Genomic DNA, 24,658 nt, shown 5'->3' with positions numbered 1-24,658 from the left:
AGCATATAAATAATTAATGTGAATTTTAGGATTATTCCTAATTCCTATGCACTTTCTGTCTTTGGTTTTCCCTGTTATAATAGTTTATATTGAATTATTTTTGGTAAGGAATAATATATAAATATTCCTTGTAAAATAGCTGAAAATAATTAGGCATTACTTTGGTTAAAATAATTTGTTGAAAAGTTTAGTATTAGGTTATAAGATTAGACTATATGTCTTAAGGGGTGAACAGAATGAAAATTCATGAAATTAGAGAATTAATTAAGTTAATCGATCAATCAACAATAAATGAATTCGAATTTGAGGATAATGGTGCTATCGTTAAAATTAAAAAAGGTGGACAAACAACTGTTGTTACATCTGCTCCAGTTGTACACCAAGAGGTAGCTCCTGTTGTTACATCTGCTCCAGTTGCAACTTTAGAAAGACCAGTTGCTGCAGAAGTTGCTGCACCTGTAGTGGAAAAAGAAGATACAAGTAACTTACATAAAATTACATCACCGATGGTAGGTACTTTCTACGCATCTCCATCTCCTGATGCAAAAGAATACGTATCTATAGGTGATCGTATTAAAAACGATTCAATCGTTTGTATTGTTGAAGCAATGAAGTTATTTAATGAAATTGAAGCTGAAATTGAAGGCGAAATCGTTGAAGTACTAGCTAAAAATGGTCAATTAGTAGAATACGGTCAACCATTATTCTTGGTAAAGGCCTAATATCTACAAAATTAACAGTACTTTACTAGAGAAGGTGAAGAAATGAAAAAGGTTTTAATAGCGAATCGAGGAGAAATCGCCATTCGTATTATTCGAGCATGTAAAGAATTAAACATTGAAACAGTTGCTATTTACTCTGAAGGAGATAAAGAAGCATTACATGTTCAAATGGCTGATGAAGCTTATTGTGTCGGTCCTAAATTATCAAAAGATAGTTATTTAAATATGACTAATATCATTAGTATTGCAAAATTAACTGGTTGTGACGGAATCCATCCTGGTTATGGTTTCTTATCAGAAAATGCTAGTTTTGCAGAATTATGTACAGAGTGCAATGTGAAATTCATTGGACCAACGGCTGATTCTATTTCTAAAATGGGTACAAAAGACGTTGCTCGTGAAACAATGAAAGAAGCAGGAGTACCAGTAGTACCTGGTTCACAAGGTATTATTCAAAGTGTTGAAGATGGTAAAAAAATTGCTGCGGAAATCGGTTATCCAGTTATTATCAAAGCTACAGCTGGTGGCGGAGGTAAAGGGATCCGTGTAGCAAAAGATGAAACCGAACTTGAAAAAGGTATACAAATTACTCAACAAGAAGCTCAAACAGCTTTCGGTAATCCGGGTGTATATCTTGAAAGATACATTACAGATTTTAGACATGTTGAAATTCAAGTTTTAGCAGATGAACATGGTAATACGATTCATCTTGGAGAACGTGATTGCACAATTCAACGTCGTCTTCAAAAATTAGTAGAAGAAGCGCCATCTCCTGTTTTAGACGAAGAAACTCGTCAAAAAATGGGTCAAGCAGCTGTTCGTGCAGCTGAAGCAGTAAATTACTGGGGTGCAGGTACTGTTGAGTTTATTTATGAACCACATACTAAAAACTTCTTCTTTATGGAGATGAACACACGTATTCAAGTTGAGCATCCTGTAACTGAATATATTTCTGGTATTGATCTTATAAAGCAACAATTATTAATTGCTAAAGGTCATCCATTAAAAATGACTCAATCAGACGTGTCTTTAAAAGGTTGGTCTATTGAATGTCGTATTAATGCAGAAAATCCAGATAAAAACTTCATGCCGTCTCCTGGTAAAATCAATTCGTATTTACCACCAGGTGGTCCGAATGTTCGTGTTGATTCTGCTGTATATAGCGGGTACACAATTCCGCCATATTATGATTCAATGATTGCGAAAGTTATCGTACATGGCAAGACAAGAGAAGAAGCAATTGCTATAATGATAAGAGCACTTGAAGAATTTGTGGTAGAAGGAATTTACACAACAATTCCATTCCATTTAAATTTATTGCAAAATGAAATCTTCGTAAAAGGGAAGTATAATACTAAATTCCTTGAGGAGCATGCGCTTGTTAAAGGATAAAGTGGAGGGATCTGTATGAACGAAAATCAAATTTTAGAAATGGGTACTGCGACATTAGGTCGAGTAGAAATCGCACCTGAAGTAATCGAAGTAATTGCTGGTATTGCAGCTGCTGAAGTTGAAGGTGTTTCAAGCATGCGTGGAAACCTAGCATCTGGTATTTCTGAAATTATCGGTAAGAAATATCACGGTAAAGGTGTCCGAGTTGATTTATCAGAAGATCGAATTACAATCGATGTATACATTCTAGTTAAATTTGGTAAGTCAATCCCAACTGTAGCAGGTAATGTACAAGACAATATTCGTCAAGCATTATTAACGATGACAGGTCTTGAATTATCTGAAGTAAATGTTCACGTAGTAGGAGTTCAATTCGATACGAAACCTGAGCAAGAAGCTCCAATTGAACTTTAATCTTATAAAAAGAGTCTCTATCTAATAGAGGCTCTTTTTTTGTTTTGCTAGATAAGAAGTAAGGACAGTCTTTAGTTCTTTCATTTTGGTGTATCCTATGTCCGGTTCTTATGAACTAATTAAATATTTTGAAATGTGTTAAAATTTATTTATAAATGAAATAGAAAAAGGTGAGAATATGATCTTAAATTTGAGCACATATCGAACAAACTTACGTGAATTTGTTGAAAGTGATTGGCAGCAAGTACATAAATATGCATCACAATTAGTTGTATGTCAATTTCAGCCATGGGGTCCAAATACGGAGAGTGAGACTAAGGAATTCATTCATAAAATACTAGAAGATATGAAGCAAATAAATAGGACTAGATTTGCATTTGCAATAAACGAAAAGAAATCCGATGAATTAATCGGATCAATCGAGTTTAATATTAGGGATGAAATTAATCAAATAGGTGAAATAGGGTATATAATTCATCCGAACTATTGGGGCATGGGTTTTGCTAGTGAAGTTACTAAAGAAGTCATTTCATTTGGATTTGAAAATTTTCAGCTTCATCGAATATTTGCGACATGTGATGTTAGAAATATTGCATCAGCAAAAGTACTTGAAAAATGCGGATTAAATTTAGAAGGTAAAATGCGAGAAGATCTATTATTAAGAGACGGCTGGAGAGATACTTATTTATACAGCATACTGGAACATGAATGGCCTAGGAATCAGGAAGGACAGGAAAGATCATAAAATTTGGTATTAGTTGGAAAGTTTTTGTATTTCCTGAAAATCTTTTGTACCCCCTTTAATCCCGCATTTTCTTAATCTATCTATTTTAATGTTCGTGTTTTCGTGTATAAATATTATTTTGGAGTAAGAAAAAGGAATATTTTTAAAAAAAACACAAACATTGTTCTGTTATTTTATTGGATTTTAAGTTAAAATGTAGAAAACAGTTTAAAGTATTGAGTTTGCTTAGAAACGTTAATAATAATAAAAATTAGAGTTAATACAGACAGTCGTTGGAACTTATTAAAAAAAGTGGTAAAATAACGTGTTACTATACAAAATTAGAATTCGTTATTACCTATGCAACGAATGATGAATTTAGCTTAAAGGAGTTTATTATTTTGATGAAACGTAGAAAAGCAAGGGAACTTGCATTACAAACATTATTCCAAATGGATTTAAGTGAAGCGAATGCTTCAGATGCATTAGAGCATGTATTAGAAGAAGCTGAAGAAAAACAAGATGCTTTTTTAGAGGCAATTGTAACAAATTTTGTTAGTCATAAAGAAGTGATTGACGAACAATTAGCTTCAAATATTGAAAGCTGGACGATTGATCGTTTAGGTAACGTTGATCGCAATATCCTTAGAATCGCTCTAGTAGAAATTACTTACTTAGAGGATGTTCCAAAAAGTGTAGCAATCAATGAAGCGATTGAAATTGCTAAAGTTTACGGTGATGATGATTCTAGTAAATTTATCAATGCGGTATTATCAAAATTCTAAATAGATAGATTGTTTATATGCATAGGGGGAAACTAAAATGGTAGCAACATTAATTAATGGTAAAGAAGTTTCAGTATCAATTCGTGAGGAATTAAAGAATGGTGTTTCAGAATTAAAAAATCAAGGTGTTACACCAGGTTTAGCAGTTGTTTTAGTTGGGAATAATTCTGCTTCAAGAACATATGTGAATTCGAAGCATAAAGCATGTAATGAATTAGGAATGTACTCTGAAGTAATTGAATTACCTGAAACAGTTACTGAAGATGAGTTATTATCCGTTGTAAACAAATTAAACGATGATGAGTCAATTCATGGTATTTTAGTTCAGTTGCCATTACCTGCTCATATCTCAGAAAAGAAAGTAATTGAAACAATTTCTCCATTAAAAGATGTTGATGGATTTCATCCAATTAATATTGGAAGAATGATGACGAATCAAGATTCATTACTACCTTGTACTCCTTTTGGTATATTAAAATTAATAGAAAATACAAATATTCCGATTAGTGGAAAACATGTCGTTGTTATTGGACGTAGTAATATTGTAGGGAAACCAGTTGGACAACTATTCTTAAATGAAAATGCAACGGTTACTTATACACATTCACGTACAACTAATCTAAAAAATATTACAAAGCAGGCTGATATTTTAATTGTTGCGATTGGTGTAGCGAAATTAATTACAGCTGATTATGTTAAAGAGGGAGCAATTGTGATTGACGTCGGAATGAATAGAGACGAAAATGGCAAATTGTGCGGAGACGTAAACTTTGAAGATGTAAAAAATGTTGCTGGTTATATTACGCCTGTACCAGGTGGAGTAGGTCCAATGACAATTACAATGCTACTTCATAATACGTTAAAAGCAGCTTCTCAAATTGATAGTAAATTAAATTTGAGTACTAAACTTTAATCTTATTGCTTTGTAAGAATGAAAGAAGGGCTATGCATGACGGAAAAGCTACCAGTTACTGTTACCGCATTAACTAAATATTTAAAAGCAAAATTTCAAGCGGATCGTAATTTGCAAAATATACTTCTCCGTGGAGAAATCTCAAATTTTAAACGTCATTCATCTAGCGGTCATTATTATTTTACGTTAAAAGATGATGGTGCTAGAATTGCAGCGGTCATGTTTCAATCCTATAATGCAAATATCGCATTTCAACCAACCGATGGTATGCAGGTTATTGTACAAGGTGAAATAAATGTATACCCAGGATCTGGTAGCTATCAAATCTACATAAGAGACATGCAACCTGATGGGGTTGGCGGTCTCTTTGTAGCTTATGAACAATTGAAGAAAAAACTATTAGAAGAAGGACTCTTTGATCAGAAATTTAAGAAAAAGATTCCTTCTTTTCCTAGTGTAATCGGGGTTGTTACTTCACCAACCGGTGCTGCTGTTCGCGATATCATTACAACGATTCAACGAAGATACCCGATTGGGAAAATAGTTGTAATTCCGACCCTTGTACAAGGTGAAGGGGCGAAAGCGTCGATTGTGAAATCAATTGAAACAGCAGGTAAAATGAAAGAAATAGATGTGTTAATAGTCGGACGAGGCGGAGGATCAATTGAGGAACTCTGGGCATTTAACGAAGAAATAGTAGCGAGAGCGATCTTTGAATCAAAAATCCCAATCATTTCCGCTGTGGGTCACGAGACGGATACGACAATTGCTGATTATGTCGCTGATCTAAGGGCACCTACACCAACTGCTGCAGCAGAATTAGTTTCGTTAAGCCAAAGAGAAATACTTGAGCAATTTACAGTTCGAAAATCAAGACTCAATAAAGCGATGGATACGATTATTGAACGAAAACAAACGCAATTAAAGGCTGTTCAAGATGCTTATGTTTTTAGATATCCAAATTCACTTTTCCATCCAAAACAAGAGCAATTTGACCGCATTAATGAACGTTTACATACATCAATAAATGAAATTGTTAAGTCTAAAATTAACAAGCATAAAGAACTAAATTCGTCTCTACTTATTCATCATCCAAGTAATAGAGTTCAGCTTGAAAAGCAAAAGCACCAGCAATTACATAATGCTTTACAAAAAGAATTTAATCGCCTAATTACCCAAAAGAAATTTGAAATGGAAAGAGTAGTTCATACACTAGATGCACTTAGCCCATTAAAAGTTATGGCCAGAGGTTATTCATTAGCATATAAAAATGATAACGAATTAATGAAATCGGTTAAACAAGCAAAAAGCGGAGACCGATTCCAATTACAAATGACCGATGGGAAATTAAATTGTGAAGTACTTGAAGTAAAAGGAGAGTGAATCAATTGTCACAAAATGAGCGTTCTTTTGAAGAAGCAATAAAAGAAATTGAAATGATCGTACAAAAATTAGAGCAAGGTGACGTACCACTTGAAAAAGCGATCGAATACTTTCAAGAAGGTATAAAACTATCTCAAATTTGTCAAGAGAAGCTTACTAAAGTTGAAAAACAAATGACTTCTATATTAAATGAACAGGGTGAACAAACTCCTTTTACTGTTGAGGAGGAATAATATGAACACTTTCAAAGATTTTATGAAGTATTCCACTAGACTAGTAAATGATGAAATGATTAAATCGGTTGAAAGATTAAAAGCACCAGAAAAATTAAAAGAATCTATGTCCTATTCATTGCAAGGTGGAGGGAAAAGAATTAGACCTCTTTTACTTTTCGCAACGCTAGATGCATTTGGTAATGACCCATTAATAGGGATAAAACCTGCATGTGCTTTAGAAATGATTCATACTTATTCATTAATTCATGATGATTTACCATGTATGGATGATGATGATTTTCGAAGAGGAAAACCGACTAATCATAAAGTATTTGGCGAAGATCTTGCTGTATTAGCAGGTGATGGTTTATTGACATACGCATTTAAATTAATTACGGAAATGAATGATTTTCATGTGTCTGATCAAGTGAAGCTACAATTAATTAGTGAATTAGCGATAGCTGCAGGTCCTGAAGGTATGGTTGCCGGTCAGGTAGCAGATATGGAAGGTGAAAGTAAAGAGCTTAGTGGAGAAGAATTGCAATATATCCATGAAAGAAAAACGGGGAAAATGCTAATGTATCCAGTTATTGCGGGTGCAATTATTTCAAAAGCAACAGCCGAACAATTATCTCACCTAACGCAATTTGCTTATAAACTCGGTATCGCATTTCAAATACAAGATGATATTTTAGACGTAATAGGTGATGAAGAAGTACTTGGTAAGCCAGTTGGTAGTGATATAGAAAATGATAAAACTACTTATGTTAAGCTGTATTCAGTCGAGGGTGCTAAAGAAAGGCTTCATACATTTATTACTGAAGCTAAACAACATGTACGAGCATGTGGGATTAAAGATGACTACTTAATCTCAATTTGTGATTTTGTTGAAAATCGCAGTTTTTAAACTTTGATTATGTAATTAATTCCATGTCCATTGAATAGATTTATTCATTTATGTATAATGTAACTACTTAATAATCGTTAATGATGTTAATAAAATATACAGAAATGTAGGCCGTTAACACATATGTGCTAGCGGCTTTCTTTTCATTTTGCAAAAAAATTATTCATAATTTTGTTCTATAAAAATAAAAAACATTAAACAGATTTTAATAAAAATGGTATTATGATACATGGTGTTAAGAGTTAGTCATTTAAGAAACTAGCGTTTAACTACAAGTATGGTAAAATCATTTTATAGATAAAATTACATAATAATGAATTATTTATATAGATTTAACATCTAGGAAGGTGAGTGATCCAAGATGGATCTTACGACAATTGAAAATCCGAGCTTTTTAAAAAATAAAACGAACGGTGAATTAGAAGTATTAAGTGAAGAAATTCGTAAATTTCTTATTCAACAGCTTTCTGAGACAGGTGGTCATATTGCGCCAAATTTAGGAGTTGTTGAATTAACGATTGCATTACATAAAGTCTTTAATTCGCCTAAAGACAAATTTTTATGGGATGTAGGACATCAATCGTATGTTCATAAAATATTAACTGGTCGCGCAAAAGAATTTACAACACTTAGACAATTTAAAGGATTATGTGGCTTTCCTAAGCGAAATGAAAGTGAGCATGATGTATGGGAAACTGGACACAGCTCGACTTCACTATCTGCGGCAATGGGGATGGCTATTGCTAGAGATATTAAAAAAACTGGTGAATACATTATTCCAATTATCGGAGATGGTGCATTAACTGGTGGGATGGCTCTTGAAGCAATGAATCACATTGGACATGAACAAAAAGATGTCATCGTTATTTTAAATGATAATGAAATGTCTATAGCTCCGAACGTAGGTGCTTTACATAGCATTTTAGGAAGATTGAGAACAACTGGGAAATACCGTTGGGCTAAAGGTGAACTTGAAGGCGTGATCAAAAAAATTCCTGGAATCGGGGACAAACTATCAAGTACATCAAAAAAATTAAAAGATAGCCTTAAATACTTAGTTACACAAGGAATGTTTTTTGAGGAGATGGGTTTCACTTATTTTGGACCAGTTGATGGTCATAATTTTGAAGACTTATTTGAATCCCTTGAATATGCTAAGAAAACTAAAGGCCCGGTAATAGTACACGTACTAACGAAAAAAGGAAAAGGATATAAGCCAGCAGAAAGTGATGATATTGGAACTTGGCATGGCACAGGTCCTTATAAAGTAGAATCTGGGAAGTTAATTAAGCCGGATAAAGCACCACCAGCATGGAGTAAACTTGTTAGTGATACGGTATTAAAATTAGCTCTAAAAGATGAGCGAATCGTAGCGATTACTCCTGCAATGCCAGTCGGTTCAAAATTGGAAAATTTCCAAGCTCAATTACCTGACCGAATTTTTGATGTCGGTATTGCAGAGCAGCATGCGGCAACAGTAGCAGCTGGTTTAGCAACGCAAGGAATGAAGCCGTTTTTAGCAATTTATTCAACATTCCTTCAAAGAGCATACGACCAAGTGTTACATGATATTTGTAGACAAAATTTAAATGTATTCATTGGAATCGATCGTGCAGGTTTAGTAGGTGCTGACGGTGAAACTCATCAAGGTGTGTTTGATATTGCCTTCCTACGTCATATACCAAATTTAGTTTTAATGATGCCTAAAGATGAGAATGAAGGACAACATATGGTAAAAACTGCAATTCAATACGACGATGGTCCAATTGCGCTGCGTTTCCCTAGAGGGAATGGTATCGGCGTACCAATGGATGAGCAATTAAAAGAAATTCCGATTGGATCATGGGAAGTATTAAGAGAAGGTTCTGATGCAGTTATCTTAACGTTTGGAACAACAATTAAAATGGCAATGGATGCAGCGGATGATTTAGAGAAAGAAAATATTTCTGTTAAAGTAGTAAACGCAAGATTTATTAAACCAATGGATACTGCAATGTTAAATGATATCTTTAAGGACGGAAAACCGATTTTAACGATTGAAGAAGCAGTATTACAAGGTGGTTTTGGAAGTGCTGTTTTAGAATTTGCAAGTTCAAATAATTTTCAAAACGTCCGCGTAGAACGTATAGGTATACCGGATTTATTTGTTGAACACGGTGATGTTGATAAGTTACTTGATGAAATTCATTTAACAAAAGATGAATCGGTTAAGAAAATCCGTGAAATGGTTTGTAATAAATAAGAGGATGACATTTAAATGGCAAAAAAGGAACGAGTAGACGTACTTTTAGTAGATCGTGGTTTAATCGAAACACGTGAAAAAGCTAAACGAGCAATTATGGCAGGACTTGTCTATACAAACGAACAAAGATTAGATAAGCCTGGAGAAAAAATAGATATTGAACTCCCTTTACAAATTAAAGGTGAAGTTATGCCTTATGTAAGCCGTGGAGGATACAAATTAGAAAAAGCTATAAACACATTCGATCTATCAGTTAAAGATAAAATTATGATTGATATTGGTTCTTCGACAGGTGGATTTACGGATTGTGCACTTCAAAATGGGGCAAAAAAATCATATGCTCTTGATGTTGGATACAATCAACTTGCCTGGAAATTAAGGCAAGATGAACGTGTTGTTGTAATGGAACGAACAAATTTTCGTTATGTTAAACCAGAAGATTTAATTGAAGGTTTACCTCAATTTGCTTCAATTGACGTATCCTTTATTTCGTTACGTTTGATTTTACCAGTCTTAAAAACATTATTAGTACCTTCAAGTGATGTTGTCGCGTTAATAAAACCACAATTTGAAGCCGGTAGAGAGCAAGTTGGTAAAAAGGGGATTGTTCGCGATCCAAAAGTGCATGAACAAGTGATCGAAATGATGATTGATTTTGCGCTTCGCCAAGGATATGATATAAAAGCTTTAACTTTTTCTCCTATAACTGGTGGAGACGGGAATATTGAATTTTTAATTCATCTTCATTGGGAAGGTTCAAAGGAAATTGGAAATAGCGAGTTAAATCAATTACCAATGGAAATTGTAAATGAAGCACATACTGAATTAAAGAAGGTAAAATAATAAAAAGGAAACCAAATAGGTTTCCTTTTTCTCCTTTTTTTAAATTAAGGTAAAAAAATTATGCTAAAAAATGCATTTTATGAAAACGTTTAAAAAAATATATACAATAACGAGTAGATTAGATAAGATATTCTTTAAGTAAGATATTTGTCGGAATTTGCAAAGAGGTGTATTATGAATAAAGGTCAGCGTCATATAAAAATACGAGAAATTATCGCAAAAAATGAAGTCGAAACACAAGATGAATTAGTACAATCACTTAGAGACTTAGGTTTTAAAGTAACCCAAGCAACGATTTCACGTGATATAAAAGAACTACATTTAGTAAAAGTACCGTTATCTGATGGGAGATATAAATATAGCTTACCTGCAGATCAACGATTTAATCCGTTACAAAAATTAAAAAGACTTTTAATTGATTCATTTATTAAAATTGATAGTTCAAGTCATTTAATTGTAATGAAAACTTTGCCTGGTAATGCAAATGCAGTTGGTGCATTAATTGATCATTTAGATTGGTCAGAAATTATGGGTACAATCTGTGGTGATGATACGATCTTAATCATTTGTCGTACACCTGTAGATGCTGAGGATTTAAAAGAAAAATTTATTGACATGCTTCAATAGGAGAATGGTTTTAAAAAGAGGAGAGAAACTCATTGTTATCTGAAATTATCATTAAAAATTTTGCAATCATTGAGGAAGTTTCCATTTCATTTGAAAAGGGTTTAACTGTACTAAGTGGTGAAACAGGAGCGGGGAAGTCGATTATTATTGACGCTATCGGTCTGTTACTTGGTGGTCGTGGATCTGCAGAATTCGTAAGATATGATACTGAAAAAGCAGAAATTGAAGGCTTATTTCATATCGAAAATGAGAATCATCTAATTTATTCAAGATGCAGAGAATTAGGCTTTGACATTGAAGATGAAATGATTATTTTAAAAAGAGATATTACTTCATCTGGTAAAAGTGTATGCCGTATCAATGGGAAATTAGTGACAACTTCTATACTTAAGGAAATTGGTGGTTTACTTGTTGATATTCATGGGCAACATGAGAGCCAAGATTTAATGGACCAAGAACATCATTTACCGATGTTACAACAATATGATGAAAAAGCAATTGCTCCTTTGTATACTGAATATCAAAATATTTTTAATAACTATACAGACTTAAAAAAACAGTTAAAGCAATTAACTGAAAATGAACAACAAATGGCTCATAGGTTGGATTTAATTCAATTCCAGCTAACTGAAATACAAAATGCGAATTTGCAAGAAAATGAAGACGATCAGCTGATGGAAGAAAGACTCAAAATTTCTAATTTTGAACGTATTTATAAGTCTTTAGTTGAAGCATATCAAGGTTTATCGCAGGATGGATCAGGATTAGATTCGGTCAGGTCGAGTATGTATTCTTTAGAGTCAGTAACGAATATCGATAATGACATTAAAGAAATGCATGAAGGAATCAGTAGTAGCTATTACTTATTAGAGGATATATCGTATCGATTACGTGATTCTATCGAACAAATGGAATATGATCCAAATAGATTAAACGAAATTGAAACTCGTTTAAGTGAGATCTCTATGTTAAAAAAGAAATATGGGCACAGTGTTGCTGATATCTTAAAATACGCAGAAGATATCGAACAAGAGTTGGATACTATTCAGCATAAAGATATGCATATCGAGAAGATACAAAAAGACTTAGATAATGTGAAAATCAAGCTAATTAAAGCTGGTAAGACTCTTTCAAATAAAAGAAAAGAATTAGCAATCAAATTAACTGCTGATATACATAAAGAATTAAAAGAGCTTTATATGGAAAAAACAACCTTTGAAATTATGTTTGATGTTGAAGAAGGACAAGAATCAGATCCAATTATAGATGAACAACATATTAAGTTTAAAAAAGATGGCTTTGATATTGTAGAGTTTTATATTTCAACAAACCCTGGTGAGCCTTTAAAGCCATTAGCAAAGGTTGCATCGGGTGGAGAACTGTCAAGGATGTTCCTAGCCTTAAAGAGCATTTTCACGAAGCATCAGGGGATTACGTCAATTATCTTTGATGAAGTTGATACAGGAGTTAGTGGAAGAGTAGCGCAAGCAATAGCGGAAAAAATACACAAGGTATCCATTGATTCTCAAGTTCTGTGTATAACTCATTTACCACAAGTTGCTTCTATGGCAGATACGCATTTATTTATCGCCAAATTAATTGATGGAAATCGAACGAAAACTTCTGTTACACCATTACGAAATGATCAAAAAATTAATGAAATTGCAAGGATGATCGCTGGAGTTGAAATTACAGATGTAACGATTCAACACGCTAAAGAATTGATCGATCAGGCAGCTTCTGCAAAATACCAATCTCAATAAACATAAAGAGAATGTTTAATGATGGAAATTTTTTTCTATACATTAAATATTCTCTTTTTTTTATGGGAATTATTGATAAATTAGTAATTGGAAAATGCTAAATGAAACATACTAATACAACATTATACGTTAAAGAATCTATCATATTTTTACAATCATATTTTGCTTTTGCAAAGCTAACATTAACTACATAGCCACGAATTAAAAAAATGAAATTTGGCGCTAAGGAGAGTGATTCGCTTGTGAAAAATATAAATGTTCATCGAATAATAAAAATTCTTCTCCTTTTATTTATAGTTGGTATTGGCGTGTTTAATATAAATCAAAATAATGTGTTTTCATCTACCATAAAAAATAAGGATCAACAAGAAATTGTTAATGTAGCACTTGGTATGAATGAATTACCAAGTAAAAAGGTAGATGTTAAAGTATTAAACAGTTTAAGAATAATACCAGGGGGACAGTCAATAGGAGTAAAACTTAACTCAGTAGGTGTCTTAGTCGTTGGACATCATTTAGTAAATACTAGTTCGGGACAAAAGTCTCCAGGCGAAATTGCCGGAATTAAAGTTGGAGACATGATAATAAAAATGAATGGTAAGCAAATCGAAAAAATGTCAGATGTATTACCGTTTATTCAAAAAGCAGGAAAATATGGTAAACCTATAAAAATCACTGTAAAACGCGAGGGTAAGTATTACACAAAAATGTTACAACCTATTCGGGACCAAGGTCATAATAGTTATCGAATTGGATTATATATAAGAGATTCTGCTTCTGGTATTGGCACGATGACATTCATTGAACCTAATTCATTAAAATATGGTGCACTAGGACATGTTATCTCTGATAGCGATACGAGAAAAGCCATTGAAGTAGAAGAAGGACATATCGTCTATTCAACAGTGACTGCAATTGAAAAAGGTGCAGATGGCTCGCCAGGAGAAAAAATAGCGCATTTTGCTTTAGATCGTGGAACGATAGGTAATATCACTTCAAATAGTCCATTTGGCATATTCGGTAAAGTTAACAATAAAATAGACAATGGGATCATGTCACAACCATTACCAATTGCATTATCAAATGAAGTGAAAAAAGGTCCTGCTAAAATTCTAACCGTAATACATGATAATAAAGTAGAAGCATTTGACATAGAAATAGTAAGTAGTATTCAACAAAAATTCCCTTCCACTAAAGGAATTATTTTAAAGGTTACTGATAAACGTTTACTTAAAGAAACTGGCGGTATTGTACAAGGAATGAGCGGCTCACCAATCATTCAAAATGGAAAATTAATCGGAGCAGTTACACATGTTTTTGTAAATGATTCAACTAGTGGATATGGGGTTCATATTGAGTGGATGCTTGATGAGGCTAAAGTCCCGATATATGATTATCAAAATAAAAAGGCTTCTTGATTTAAAAAATACACCTATCAAATTATGTAGGTGTATTTTTTATGTTTATTTATACTTCAGAATGCTCGATTTTTGTAATGAGTTATCGTCCTACTCGTCACTTCTTTAATAGAGCTAGGGCTCATTGCATCTCTCATAAGTGTTAAGTATCCTTTGGAAGTAAATCTCATTAGATGGATAGCACAGAAAATACTCAAAAATACCCTTTCCCTTTATGAATTGATTTCAACACTGATCATACAATTATTAAATATTTTGTAGTGTATTTTGTTAAAAATAAGTCAAAAAAGGAAAAAAATGGTAGTATACTATTAGCAACATCGAAAAATTAAAAAAATGTTAATGTGGAGGATGGTTGATATGACGCTTAATGTTACAGAATTGTAAATTTATATTAAAAATTATAAATTTACATACTATTTCATTTTTTATATAATGAATTATATGTATAATTCGACTTAATACATAGTAGTTTTTAACGCAATCGTCGAATGCTAGAAGAAATTGAAGAAAACTATCTATATTAATAAAAATATTCAGAATTTATAATAAAAACAGGAAATAAATTTTTATTGTCGAAATTATCGGTAATAAGTAATGAAAATTCACTATAGAGGATGTAGGGAGGAACGGGCGTGGAGAAAATTAAAGTATTATTAGTTGATGATAATAAAGAACTTGTTATTATGTTAGAAAACTACATTAACGCACAAACAGATATGGAAGTGGTTGGGGTTGCGTTTAATGGACAAGACTGCTTACCTCTAGTGAAGGATAAAAAGCCAGATGTACTAGTCCTAGATATTATTATGCCACATTTAGATGGATTAGCGGTTTTAGATCGTTTACGCGCTGGCTTAGTTGAAAAAATTCCAAACGTTATTATGCTAACAGCATTTGGTCAAGAAGATGTTACTAAAAAAGCTGTTGACCTTGGTGCATCATATTTTATCTTAAAACCATTTGATATGGAGCATTTAATCAGCAATATCCGTCAAGTAGTTGGTAAGGGTAGTGCGGTAACTAAACGTAATTCACCCTCTTTAGTTTCTAATTACGAAAGCAAGCCACGTAACTTAGATGCTAGTATCACAAGTATCATCCATGAAATTGGTGTACCTGCTCATATTAAAGGATATATGTACTTACGTGAAGCGATTTCAATGGTATATAACGATATTGAGCTTCTAGGTTCAATTACAAAAGTTTTATATCCAGATATCGCTAAAAAGTTTAATACAACAGCTAGCCGAGTTGAACGTGCAATTCGCCATGCGATTGAAGTAGCTTGGAGCCGTGGAAATATCGATAGTATTTCTACATTATTTGGTTATACTATTTCAATGTCAAAGGCAAAACCAACAAATTCAGAATTTATTGCAATGGTTGCTGATAAATTACGTTTAGAACATAAAGCATCTTAATTTATTTTTATAACTAATTATTCAGAAAATTAAATCCCGATTAACTTCTAATAGTGATTCCACAGACATTTCTCTTAGCGAATAACTTCTTATGAGATCTTCGGTACTTTTTCGCATTAGCAATTATATTATTTGTAAAAAGGAAACGTTGTCTATTGTAGACAACGTTTTCATTTGTTTTTGAAAAACAACCATGTCAATTAAATTACCAATTTTTCGTAAAAGGAGTAGAGTGATGTTGATTTCAATTAGGATGCACGCTTTCCAAAGGGCGAGATTCTTTAGCTTCCGCGGGAAGCTGCGGGGTCTTAGGCTTCCCGCTTATCCCATAGGTGTCGAGCATCCCTCAATTCCAATCAACTAATTTTATAAATTTTACTTAAGGACAGTAAAAGCTAGAAACCGTTGAATTTACACTTTATAAAAATTAGTTTGCCTAATAATTTGTAGTGTGTTATAATATTTACTGCGCCACTGAAAGATTTAGATACACGATATTATTACTACGAAATTTGGGAGAAAATTGGACGTATTCCATGACGCGTTAGCTATTTCAACCTTATTTCAAATCTAGTAGTAGTGTCTGTTAGTGAAGATTGTTGTGAAACAAGCTGCCTAATGGAACGGCCCTGGAGCCGAATTGCGAAAGAGAGGTAGGGCTTTCGCCAATAGACAACAATTTTTAAATTTAAATAACTAACATATATATTACAAAGGCTATTCGTATACGTTGTACGAATAGCCTTTTTCCATTTGTAAAATAATCCGATGAATTGAAGATACAAATAAAAAAGATAGGACATACCAATTTGGTTGTCCTATCTCTTTGTAGTTTTTAATTAAAATATGAACACAATCGTGAACACAATCGCTACAATAAAACGATAAACTGCAAAACCTGTTAGTTTTACTTTCTCTAATAATTTTAGGAAGGAAACGATCGCAAGTAATGCAACTACGAATGCAGTGATGAATCCAGTTGCGAATAATGGTAGATCTGAAGCACTTAAAATATCGATATTTTTAACAAAATCTAATCCACTTGCAGCAATCATCATTGGTACTGCTAAAATAAAAGTAAATTCTGCAGAAGTTTTTCGATCTAATCCAAATAATAATCCCCCAGCTATTGTAGAGCCTGATCGTGAAAATCCTGGCCATAAAGCTAGCATTTGGAAGCAACCAATTATAAAAGCTTGTTTATATGAGATGTGATCTAAATCAGATGATTTAGGATGTTTAGAAACTTTTTCAGCAACAATTAATAAAATACCGCCTGCTACTAATCCGATTACAACAGTTTTAGGTGAGAATAAAACATCTTTAATGAAATCATGGAATATAAGCCCTACAATCCCGGCTGGAATAGCACCGATAATAATATGAATTAAGTTGAGGTTCGTTTTTCTATAACCATCTGATTTAACACCTAGTACTGACCAGAGTCGTTTCCAAAAAACAACAACTACTGCTAGAATTGAACCGAGTTGAACAATTACTTCAAAAAATGAAGCTTTCTCTCCAGTGAAATTTAATAAATCAGCAACTAAAATCATATGACCAGTAGAAGAAACCGGTAAAAATTCTGTTAATCCTTCTACCATCCCCATGATCAAACCAATTAACCAATCAGGTAACATTTAAAAATACCTCCATAAATACTTTTCGTTATAAAATATACACAATACATTACATTTTACTTGAAAACTAATTAATATGAAAGGAAGTTTAAATTAAAATTAGCTCATAATTGTTAATTATTTGTGCAATTTTACATAAAAATGTAATTTAGGATTAGAATTAATAAAAAAGGTGCAAAAAAAGAAGTAGAAAAGCTACTTCTTGCTTACATTTACTATTTAGATTCATTATCCTCAGAAGCTTCTTCGCTTTTAGACAAATCTAGTTCCATCAATTTTTTCATTAATATATGCTGTGGCATATGCATAATTTGTTCTAAAGGAACGTTTAACTTCTTAGAAAGTAAAATTGCCGTTTCAGGCGAAATTTGCAATGGTCGCATAATAATCCTCCTTAGTTTCGTAAAATTAGTATACAATAAGAAAAAGATGAAAGTACATATTTTCTCAACAAGGGGGGCATTTGAGTGGTTGATATTATTGGTCATAGAGGTGCTGCAGGAACCTACCCAGAAAATACAATGGTTTCTTTTATGGCATGTGAAGATTTAGGGGCAGACGGAATAGAGTTAGATGTACACTTATCAAAAGATGGTGAAATCGTTGTAATTCATGATGAAACAATAAATCGTACAACTAACGGTAAAGGTTTCGTTAAAGATTATACTTTAGCTGAATTAAAGCAATTTGACGCTAGCTATCGATTTAAACGTCAATTTAAAGGATGCACGATCCCTACCTTAAAAGAAGTATTTGATTGGGCAAAAGGAAATAGATTTAGTATAAATGTTGAATTGAAAAATGATAAAATCGAATACCATGGACTTGAGGAACGAGTAATAAATTTAATCCGTTCATATGAGTATGAAAAAAGAATCGTTTTATCTTCCTTTAACCATAAAAGTATGCTTAAATTCCACTTAATGGCACCGGATATAGAAACAGCAGTTCTGTTTAATAGAAGAAGTAAAGAACCTTGGAAGATTGCTGAAGATTATAAAGCAAATGCAATTCATCCTAATTATCGTATAATTACTGATGAACAAATAGAAGAAACGATGGAACATCACATAGCCGTAAGACCGTATACAATCAATGAACCTGCTGTTATGAAACGATTATTTGAAGTCAAGTGTACGGCGATTATTACTGACTATCCAGAGCTAGCTTTCCAAGTCAGAAGTCAACTTCTTAGTAAATAAAAAAAGTGCTCTCAGTAGCACTTTTTTTGTTTTGTTATTTATCTTTTGGTTTTAATGAGAACCTAAGGTAAACTATCACAAAACTTATCTTTTTAAAAATCTGCCTTGAACTTTGTTTCGTTTACGATCTCTAAATAAGACAAAGCTTCCGACTAAATAAAAACCGACTCCTAATGAAACAAGTCCGATTAATAATTGCAATGGAAGATTTGGAATGCCAAAAGAATGGATTAGAAATACCGTATCACGAAGTAATTTAATTCCGATAACTGCTAAAGCTATTGGTACAACAATCACAACGAATGCTAACATACGTGTAAATGATTCTTTCATGTTTGTTAATTCCTCCGATAAAAGTAACAATAAATTTACGAAATTCTCTTTCTTCATAATCTTATACAAGGATAGTGTTGTCAAGACTTATAAAACATTTGAAATAGACGAAAGAATGACTTTATATATATAATAGTCTAATGTGTTTAATAATTTGTTGAAATTAGTAGGTGAACTAAGATGAAACAAAACGTAATGATCGTTGGAATGGGAACTGGAGGTACAGCTGTTTTAAAACTTCTATCACATTCTGATTTATTTCATGTTGTTGCAGTAGTAGATATGATAAAAGAGGCTAAAGGTTTAGAATTTGCTAAAAGCTTACAAATTCCAATACTAAAGGATTGGAAGTCTAATTTAAACGAAGAGATTGATGTTGTCATTAATACTACTGGAGATGAAACCATATACCAGGAAATAATCGAGTTTAAAGCTAAGCATACTTTAGTGATTCCAGGTTCTGTTGCAAAAATGATATCTGATCTTGTTCAAGAAAAAGAATCACTTTTTAATTTAATCAATAATAAAAAAAGACAACAAGAACTAATTTTGGACAACACTCATGATGGGATGATTGTTGTTGATAAATGGGGGAAAATTCTTTTATTTAATCGCTCTGCAGAAAGAATGTTACATACTGATAAAGATGCTGCGATTGGTAGGTATATATTGGATGTTGTCCCAACTAGTAAATTACCTCGGGTTCTTCAAACGAAAAAGAAGGAAATTAATCAAGAGCATATTTTAATTAATGGAAGTAAGATTTTTACGACTCGAATTCCAATCTTTCGAGAAGATGGTGAACTTGAAGGTGCAATTTCTGTTTTTAAAGATGATACTGAGGTAATCGATTTAGCAGAAGAGGTTACAAATTTAAAAGAAGTTTATAGCATGCTAGAAGCAGTCATTCAAAGTTCGGATGAAGCAATTTCAGTTGTAGATGAAAAAGGAAATGGAATTATTATTAATCCAGCATACACAAGACTGACTGGACTATCAAGTGAACAAGTACTAGGTAAACATGCAACGATTGATATTGCTGAAGGTGAAAGTGTTCATTTAAAAGTGTTGAAAACAAAACAAGCAGTTCGTGGAGTACGCATGAAAGTCGGAAAGCAAAATCGTGATGTACTAGTTAATGTAGCTCCAGTAATTGTAGACGGAAAATTAAAAGGCAGTGTTGGAGTAATTCATGATGTTTCTGAAATTTCACAGTTAACGAATGAATTACATAGAGCACGTCAAATTATTAGAACATTAGAGGCAAAATATTCATTCGAGGATATAGCTGGTGAATCTGAAGGAATCAGTTTAGCGATCATGCAGGCTAAATTAGCTGCGAGCACTCCTGCTACGGTTTTACTACGTGGGGAATCTGGAACAGGAAAAGAATTGTTTGCTCACGCGATTCATAATGAAAGCGATCGCAAATATAATAAATTCGTTCGTGTGAATTGTGCTGCGATTTCTGAAACTTTATTAGAAAGTGAATTATTTGGTTATGAAGAAGGTGCTTTTTCTGGCGCGAAACGTGGTGGGAAAAGAGGACTTTTTGAAGAAGCTAATAATGGTAGTATTTTCTTAGATGAAATTGGAGAATTATCACCTGCGATGCAAGCCAAACTATTAAGGGTCCTACAAGAGAAAGAAATAAGACGTGTTGGTGGGACAAAGTCTATTCCTATAAATGTGCGAGTGATTGCTGCGACGCATGTTCATCTCGAGGAAGCAATCATTGAAGGGAAGTTTCGAGAAGATCTTTATTATCGGTTAAATAAACTTCCTATTATTATTCCTGCGCTAAAGGATCGAATTGAAGATATTTTACCAATTGGCGAAAGATTATTAGCAAAAATTAATCAAGACTACGGTCGAAATGTTGAGGGGATCTCTTTATCAGCATTAAATAAATTAAAAAGTTACAATTGGCCTGGTAATGTTAGGGAATTGGAAAATGTGCTAGGTAGAGCAGTTATATTTATGAAATTTAATGAAAAGCAAATCCTATCGGAACATTTATCAGCGATTGTACAAGTTAAGCAAGAACAATCTGTTCATCATAACGAAGTTCAAACTGAAGAAATAAGCTCCCTTGATGAAATGGTTATAAATTATGAAGGTGAAATTATTGAAAAGATATTAATGAAAAATAATGGCAATAAAACAAGGACAGCAAAAGAGCTTGGAATATCAGTAAGGAATTTGTATTATAAATTGGAAAAATACCACACTGCAAAAAATAGCACGCAATAATTTGCGTGCTATGAATATTTTTGCATACAATTACTGTCATTTTTCAAAATATTGTTGTAGAATAGATTTATTGGTGTTACTAGTACCTGGTACTAGAATGTTGGTAATGTAAGGCTTTTCAACTATTTTAAAAATAGTTTTATCCTTTTTGGAAAGTTGGCACGCAAATTGCTTTATATAGTGCAGGGGGATGAAAGGAAGGGCTTTCAATGAATTTAACAGATATAATGTTACGTGCGAAAAATCATTCTAGGCAAACTGTTGCTGTAGCTGTTGCTGAGGACTTCGAAGTAAAAGAAGCAGTTTCAATTGCGTTAGATAATGATTTAGCAAACTTTTTACTTTTCGGAAACGAGCAAGCGATCTATGAAATGTATGAAGAATTATTAAAAAACGAACAATTTGCAGAAAGACTAAAAATTGTTCATTCTCATTCAAACAAAGAGGCTGCTAAAAATGCAGTTGTAGCTGTTCGCTCTGGTGAAGCTTCAATTGTAATGAAAGGTAATCTTTCATCTTCAGTTCTTCTAAAGGAAGTACTGAACAAAGAATATGGTTTAAGAGATAAAAGTGTTTTATCACATGTTGCAATATTCGATGTACCAGGTAGAGAAAATGCAGTAATCGTAACAGATGCTGCGATGAACATAGCACCTACGTTAGATCAAAAGGTGAAAATTATTGAAAACAGTGTTGAAATTGCAAGGAAAGTAGGAATAGAAACCCCTAAAGTTGCTGTACTAGCAGCTGTTGAAGTAGTAAATCCTGCAATGCAAGCAACACTAGATGCAGCATCATTAACTGTCATGAATACAAGAGGACAAATTAAAAATTGTATTGTTGATGGACCATTAGCGCTTGATAATGCCATTTCTGTTGAAGCAGCTAAACATAAAGGCTTAACTGGAGAAGTTGCTGGGCAAGCTGATATTTTATTAGTACCTACAATAGAAACTGGAAATATTTTATATAAATCTTTAGTCTTTATGGCTAACTCAGAAGTGGCTGCACTTATTGCTGGAGCAAAGGCACCGATTGTTTTAACATCGCGTTCTGACTCTGCAATGACAAAATTATATTCATTAGCATTAGCTATATGTAATTCTAAAAACTAAACTTACACATTTTAAGGGAGCTGTTATTACATGGAAATCTTCAAATACTTAGAAACTTATGACTATGAGCAAGTTGTTTTCTGCCAAGATAAAGAATCTGGATTAAAAGCAATTATTGCGATCCACGATACTACATTAGGTCCAGCTTTAGGTGGAACAAGAATGTGGACTTACGAATCAGAAGAAGCTGCAATTGAAGATGCTCTACGTTTAGCAAAAGGTATGACTTATAAAAATGCTGCTGCTGGCTTAAACTTAGGTGGAGGAAAAACTGTAATCATCGGTGATCCACGTAAAGATAAAAACGAAGCAATGTTCCGTGCATTTGGTCGTTATATCCAAGGCTTAAATGGTCGATATATTACTGCTGAGGACGTAGGTACTACTGTTGCTGATATGGATTTAATCCACGAAGAAACTGATTATGTAACTGGTATTTCACCATCATTCGGTTCTTCAGGTAACCCATCTCCAGTTACTGCATTTGGTGTTTACCGCGGTATGAAAGCTGCTGCAAAAGAAGCATTTGGTACTGACAGCTTAGAAGGTAAAAAAGTTGCAATCCAAGGTGTTGGTAATGTTGCTTACAGCCTTTGCGAGTACTTACATGAAGAAGGCGCTCAATTAATCGTAACGGATATTAATAAAGAAGCTGTACAACGTGCAGTAGAAGCATTTGGTGCTACAGCTGTAGATCCAGATGATATTTATGGAGTAGAATGTGATATTTATGCACCATGTGCTTTAGGTGCAACAATTAATGATAAAACAATCCCACAATTAAAAGCGAAAGTTATTGCAGGTTCTGCAAATAACCAATTAAAAGAAACTCGTCATGGTGATTTAATCCATGAATTAGGTATCGTTTATGCTCCTGACTATGTAATCAACTCTGGTGGAGTAATCAACGTTGCTGATGAGTTATACGGATATAACTACGACCGTGCAATGAAAAAAGTTGAAGGCTTATATGATAACATTGCAAAAGTTATTGAAATTTCAAAACGTGACGGTATTCCAACTTATTTAGCTGCAGACCGTTTAGCTGAAGAGCGTATTGCTACAATGGCAAAATCTCGTAGTCAATTCTTATCAAATGGTCACAACATCTTAAGCAGAAGATAATTGACTAAATAAAATTTAATTAACATTCCTTTATTTTTTAGATGGAAAGAAAGAGTGAAGTAATAGTACCTCTTTCTTTCTAGTTATAAAGGTAAGGTAAACTTAGAAGGGAGAGTGTTGACAATGCATCGTATTTTAGTAATTAATCCTGGCAGCACATCCACAAAGGTTGGTGTATTTGATGATGAAAAACCAATTTTTGAACAAACAATACGCCATGACGATGAAGAATTAAATAAATACAAAACAATAATTGATCAATATGAATTTAGAAAAAATGTTATTTTAGAGGTATTACACAAAGAAGGCATTAACATTTCTAAATTAAGTGCTGTTTGTGGTCGAGGTGGACTACTTAGACCAATCGAAGGTGGAACTTATGCAGTAAATGAAATCATGTTAGAAGATTTGAAAATTGGTTATAGTGGCCAGCATGCTTCAAATCTTGGTGGAATCATTGCTAATGAGATTGCACAAGGATTAAACATCCCAGCATTTATCGTTGATCCAGTAGTTGTTGATGAATTAGATCCAGTTGCAAGAATCAGTGGACAATCACTTATGGAAAGAAGAAGTGTTTTCCATGCTTTAAACCAAAAAGCTGTAGCACGAAAAGTATCAAAACAGTTAGAACAGTCATATAACGATTTAAACCTTATCATCGCCCATATGGGTGGAGGTGTGAGTGTTGGTGCTCATAAGAAAGGACGCGTAATTGACGTTAATAACGGTTTAGATGGTGAAGGACCTTTCAGTCCAGAGCGTGCTGGAACTGTACCAATTGGTGATTTAATCAAACTTTGTTACTCTGGTGACTACTATATTAACGAAGTTCAAAAAATGATGGTTGGTCAAGGTGGATTAGTTAGCTATCTTGGAACAGCAGATGCAATTAAAGTCGAAAACATGATTGAAGATGGTGACGAAAAAGCTGCATTAGTATATGAAGCAATGGCTTACCAAGTCGCAAAAGAAATTGGAAGTGCGGCAGCTGTACTTGAAGGCAATATTGATGCAATTATATTAACAGGTGGAATTGCTTATAGTGATTTTATCGTTAATGAAATAACAAAAAGAGTTAAATGGATGGCACGTGTAATTGTTTTACCAGGTGAAAATGAACTTCAAGCTCTTTGTGAAGGTGCACTTCGCGTACTTCGAGAAGAAGAAGAAGCAAAAATCTATCCTGGAGAATTTGCAGTTAAATCTTTAGTATAA

22 protein-coding genes and 1 pseudogene are annotated in these 24,658 nt (G+C 33.2%); 20 read left to right on the top strand and 3 right to left on the bottom strand.

Annotation, left to right across the window (positions count from 1 at the left end):
- Nucleotides 1-236: 236 nt before the first annotated feature.
- From accB to spo0A, 15 genes and pseudogenes are all read left to right on the top strand, one after another.
- The gene (accB, locus tag V5E38_RS13085) at nucleotides 237-722 is read left to right on the top strand and encodes an acetyl-CoA carboxylase biotin carboxyl carrier protein (protein WP_097978565.1); all 486 of its coding nucleotides are present in this window, start codon (nucleotides 237-239) and stop codon (nucleotides 720-722) included.
- Nucleotides 723-764: 42 nt separating this feature from the next.
- A complete protein-coding gene (gene accC, locus V5E38_RS13080; protein WP_499210337.1) occupies nucleotides 765-2,114 on the top strand; it encodes an acetyl-CoA carboxylase biotin carboxylase subunit in 1,350 nt (449 codons plus the stop codon).
- A 15-nt stretch (nucleotides 2,115-2,129) separates the two neighbouring features.
- Nucleotides 2,130-2,528: an Asp23/Gls24 family envelope stress response protein gene (locus tag V5E38_RS13075; protein WP_056475162.1), complete on the top strand. Its 399-nt coding sequence runs from the start codon at nucleotides 2,130-2,132 to the stop codon at nucleotides 2,526-2,528.
- A 178-nt stretch (nucleotides 2,529-2,706) separates the two neighbouring features.
- A complete protein-coding gene (locus V5E38_RS13070) occupies nucleotides 2,707-3,273 on the top strand; it encodes a GNAT family N-acetyltransferase (RefSeq protein ID WP_499210336.1) in 567 nt (188 codons plus the stop codon).
- Between the two features lie 383 nt (nucleotides 3,274-3,656).
- A complete protein-coding gene (gene nusB, locus V5E38_RS13065; RefSeq protein WP_097978577.1) occupies nucleotides 3,657-4,037 on the top strand; it encodes a transcription antitermination factor NusB in 381 nt (126 codons plus the stop codon).
- 37 nt (nucleotides 4,038-4,074) lie between these two features.
- Entirely contained in the window at nucleotides 4,075-4,950 is an 876-nt protein-coding gene (gene folD, locus V5E38_RS13060) for a bifunctional methylenetetrahydrofolate dehydrogenase/methenyltetrahydrofolate cyclohydrolase FolD (protein ID WP_097978568.1), read from the top strand.
- Nucleotides 4,951-4,986: 36 nt separating this feature from the next.
- The gene (gene xseA / locus V5E38_RS13055) at nucleotides 4,987-6,333 is read left to right on the top strand and encodes an exodeoxyribonuclease VII large subunit (protein ID WP_499210335.1); all 1,347 of its coding nucleotides are present in this window, start codon (nucleotides 4,987-4,989) and stop codon (nucleotides 6,331-6,333) included.
- A 5-nt stretch (nucleotides 6,334-6,338) separates the two neighbouring features.
- Nucleotides 6,339-6,566: an exodeoxyribonuclease VII small subunit gene (locus V5E38_RS13050; RefSeq protein WP_387327302.1), complete on the top strand. Its 228-nt coding sequence runs from the start codon at nucleotides 6,339-6,341 to the stop codon at nucleotides 6,564-6,566.
- A gap of 1 nt (nucleotide 6,567) precedes the next feature.
- On the top strand, nucleotides 6,568-7,455 hold the full coding sequence (locus V5E38_RS13045; RefSeq protein WP_499210334.1) for a polyprenyl synthetase family protein: 888 nt from the start codon (nucleotides 6,568-6,570) through the stop codon (nucleotides 7,453-7,455).
- 361 nt (nucleotides 7,456-7,816) lie between these two features.
- Entirely contained in the window at nucleotides 7,817-9,697 is a 1,881-nt protein-coding gene (gene dxs / locus V5E38_RS13040) for a 1-deoxy-D-xylulose-5-phosphate synthase (protein ID WP_499210333.1), read from the top strand.
- A 15-nt stretch (nucleotides 9,698-9,712) separates the two neighbouring features.
- On the top strand, nucleotides 9,713-10,540 hold the full coding sequence (locus tag V5E38_RS13035; RefSeq protein ID WP_499210332.1) for a TlyA family RNA methyltransferase: 828 nt from the start codon (nucleotides 9,713-9,715) through the stop codon (nucleotides 10,538-10,540).
- Between the two features lie 174 nt (nucleotides 10,541-10,714).
- Nucleotides 10,715-11,167: a transcriptional regulator AhrC/ArgR gene (ahrC, locus tag V5E38_RS13030; protein ID WP_069034068.1), complete on the top strand. Its 453-nt coding sequence runs from the start codon at nucleotides 10,715-10,717 to the stop codon at nucleotides 11,165-11,167.
- 32 nt (nucleotides 11,168-11,199) lie between these two features.
- Complete coding sequence (gene recN / locus V5E38_RS13025) at nucleotides 11,200-12,930, top strand: DNA repair protein RecN (RefSeq protein ID WP_499210331.1); 1,731 nt, start codon at nucleotides 11,200-11,202, stop codon at nucleotides 12,928-12,930.
- Between the two features lie 308 nt (nucleotides 12,931-13,238).
- Nucleotides 13,239-14,348, top strand: a pseudogene (gene spoIVB / locus V5E38_RS13020) (SpoIVB peptidase); the annotation flags it as partial.
- A 635-nt stretch (nucleotides 14,349-14,983) separates the two neighbouring features.
- Entirely contained in the window at nucleotides 14,984-15,772 is a 789-nt protein-coding gene (gene spo0A / locus V5E38_RS13015) for a sporulation transcription factor Spo0A (RefSeq protein ID WP_098232839.1), read from the top strand.
- A gap of 839 nt (nucleotides 15,773-16,611) precedes the next feature.
- On the opposite strand, the gene bacA is transcribed toward spo0A, so the two are convergent.
- The gene (gene bacA / locus V5E38_RS13010) at nucleotides 16,612-17,412 is read right to left on the bottom strand and encodes an undecaprenyl-diphosphate phosphatase (RefSeq protein ID WP_387327317.1); all 801 of its coding nucleotides are present in this window, start codon (nucleotides 17,410-17,412) and stop codon (nucleotides 16,612-16,614) included.
- A gap of 215 nt (nucleotides 17,413-17,627) precedes the next feature.
- Complete coding sequence (locus V5E38_RS13005) at nucleotides 17,628-17,795, bottom strand: YycC family protein (protein WP_098428787.1); 168 nt, start codon at nucleotides 17,793-17,795, stop codon at nucleotides 17,628-17,630.
- Nucleotides 17,796-17,879: 84 nt separating this feature from the next.
- On the opposite strand from V5E38_RS13005, the gene V5E38_RS13000 reads away from it, so the two are divergent.
- Nucleotides 17,880-18,614 carry a glycerophosphodiester phosphodiesterase gene (locus V5E38_RS13000; RefSeq protein WP_499210330.1) on the top strand — a complete coding sequence of 245 codons (735 nt, stop codon included), beginning with the start codon at nucleotides 17,880-17,882 and terminating at the stop codon, nucleotides 18,612-18,614.
- A gap of 84 nt (nucleotides 18,615-18,698) precedes the next feature.
- Here V5E38_RS13000 and V5E38_RS12995 read toward each other — a convergent pair whose 3' ends face one another.
- Nucleotides 18,699-18,947: a DUF2627 domain-containing protein gene (locus tag V5E38_RS12995; RefSeq protein WP_069034062.1), complete on the bottom strand. Its 249-nt coding sequence runs from the start codon at nucleotides 18,945-18,947 to the stop codon at nucleotides 18,699-18,701.
- Nucleotides 18,948-19,127: 180 nt separating this feature from the next.
- Here V5E38_RS12995 and V5E38_RS12990 point away from each other — a divergent pair, with 180 nt between their 5' ends.
- The 4 genes from V5E38_RS12990 to buk all read left to right on the top strand — a co-directional run bounded on the left by V5E38_RS12990 (nucleotide 19,128) and on the right by buk (nucleotide 24,658).
- The gene (locus V5E38_RS12990; RefSeq protein ID WP_499210329.1) at nucleotides 19,128-21,200 is read left to right on the top strand and encodes a sigma-54 interaction domain-containing protein; all 2,073 of its coding nucleotides are present in this window, start codon (nucleotides 19,128-19,130) and stop codon (nucleotides 21,198-21,200) included.
- 209 nt (nucleotides 21,201-21,409) lie between these two features.
- Nucleotides 21,410-22,315, top strand: a complete 906-nt coding sequence (gene yqiS / locus V5E38_RS12985; protein WP_499210328.1) for a phosphate acetyl/acyltransferase — start codon at nucleotides 21,410-21,412, stop codon at nucleotides 22,313-22,315.
- Nucleotides 22,316-22,345: 30 nt separating this feature from the next.
- A complete protein-coding gene (gene bcd / locus V5E38_RS12980; RefSeq protein WP_097974510.1) occupies nucleotides 22,346-23,440 on the top strand; it encodes a branched-chain amino acid dehydrogenase in 1,095 nt (364 codons plus the stop codon).
- Between the two features lie 117 nt (nucleotides 23,441-23,557).
- Complete coding sequence (gene buk / locus V5E38_RS12975; protein ID WP_176522468.1) at nucleotides 23,558-24,658, top strand: butyrate kinase; 1,101 nt, start codon at nucleotides 23,558-23,560, stop codon at nucleotides 24,656-24,658.

Origin of the sequence: Rossellomorea sp. GAMAL-10_SWC (genome assembly GCF_049568075.1) — a bacterium.
GTDB lineage: Bacteria > Bacillota > Bacilli > Bacillales > Bacillaceae_G > Gottfriedia.
The sequence above is the reverse complement of the archived record's forward strand: the minus strand, read 5'-3'. Positions and strand labels throughout refer to the sequence as shown.

Bases quoted from the DNA above. Each gene is read 5' to 3' on its own strand.
- xseA (WP_499210335.1), top strand. From the start codon at position 4,987: ATGACGGAAAAGCTACCAGTTACTGTTACCGCATTAACTAAATATTTA.
- bacA (WP_387327317.1), bottom strand. From the start codon at position 17,412: ATGTTACCTGATTGGTTAATTGGTTTGATCATGGGGATGGTAGAAGGA.
- V5E38_RS12990 (WP_499210329.1), top strand. From the start codon at position 19,128: ATGAAACAAAACGTAATGATCGTTGGAATGGGAACTGGAGGTACAGCT.
- V5E38_RS13045 (WP_499210334.1), top strand. From the start codon at position 6,568: ATGAACACTTTCAAAGATTTTATGAAGTATTCCACTAGACTAGTAAAT.
- accC (WP_499210337.1), top strand. From the start codon at position 765: ATGAAAAAGGTTTTAATAGCGAATCGAGGAGAAATCGCCATTCGTATT.
- dxs (WP_499210333.1), top strand. From the start codon at position 7,817: ATGGATCTTACGACAATTGAAAATCCGAGCTTTTTAAAAAATAAAACG.
- yqiS (WP_499210328.1), top strand. From the start codon at position 21,410: ATGAATTTAACAGATATAATGTTACGTGCGAAAAATCATTCTAGGCAA.
- ahrC (WP_069034068.1), top strand. From the start codon at position 10,715: ATGAATAAAGGTCAGCGTCATATAAAAATACGAGAAATTATCGCAAAA.
- V5E38_RS13005 (WP_098428787.1), bottom strand. From the start codon at position 17,795: ATGCGACCATTGCAAATTTCGCCTGAAACGGCAATTTTACTTTCTAAG.
- bcd (WP_097974510.1), top strand. From the start codon at position 22,346: ATGGAAATCTTCAAATACTTAGAAACTTATGACTATGAGCAAGTTGTT.
- V5E38_RS13075 (WP_056475162.1), top strand. From the start codon at position 2,130: ATGAACGAAAATCAAATTTTAGAAATGGGTACTGCGACATTAGGTCGA.
- V5E38_RS13035 (WP_499210332.1), top strand. From the start codon at position 9,713: ATGGCAAAAAAGGAACGAGTAGACGTACTTTTAGTAGATCGTGGTTTA.
- V5E38_RS13070 (WP_499210336.1), top strand. From the start codon at position 2,707: ATGATCTTAAATTTGAGCACATATCGAACAAACTTACGTGAATTTGTT.
- folD (WP_097978568.1), top strand. From the start codon at position 4,075: ATGGTAGCAACATTAATTAATGGTAAAGAAGTTTCAGTATCAATTCGT.
- accB (WP_097978565.1), top strand. From the start codon at position 237: ATGAAAATTCATGAAATTAGAGAATTAATTAAGTTAATCGATCAATCA.
- nusB (WP_097978577.1), top strand. From the start codon at position 3,657: ATGAAACGTAGAAAAGCAAGGGAACTTGCATTACAAACATTATTCCAA.
- V5E38_RS12995 (WP_069034062.1), bottom strand. From the start codon at position 18,947: ATGAAAGAATCATTTACACGTATGTTAGCATTCGTTGTGATTGTTGTA.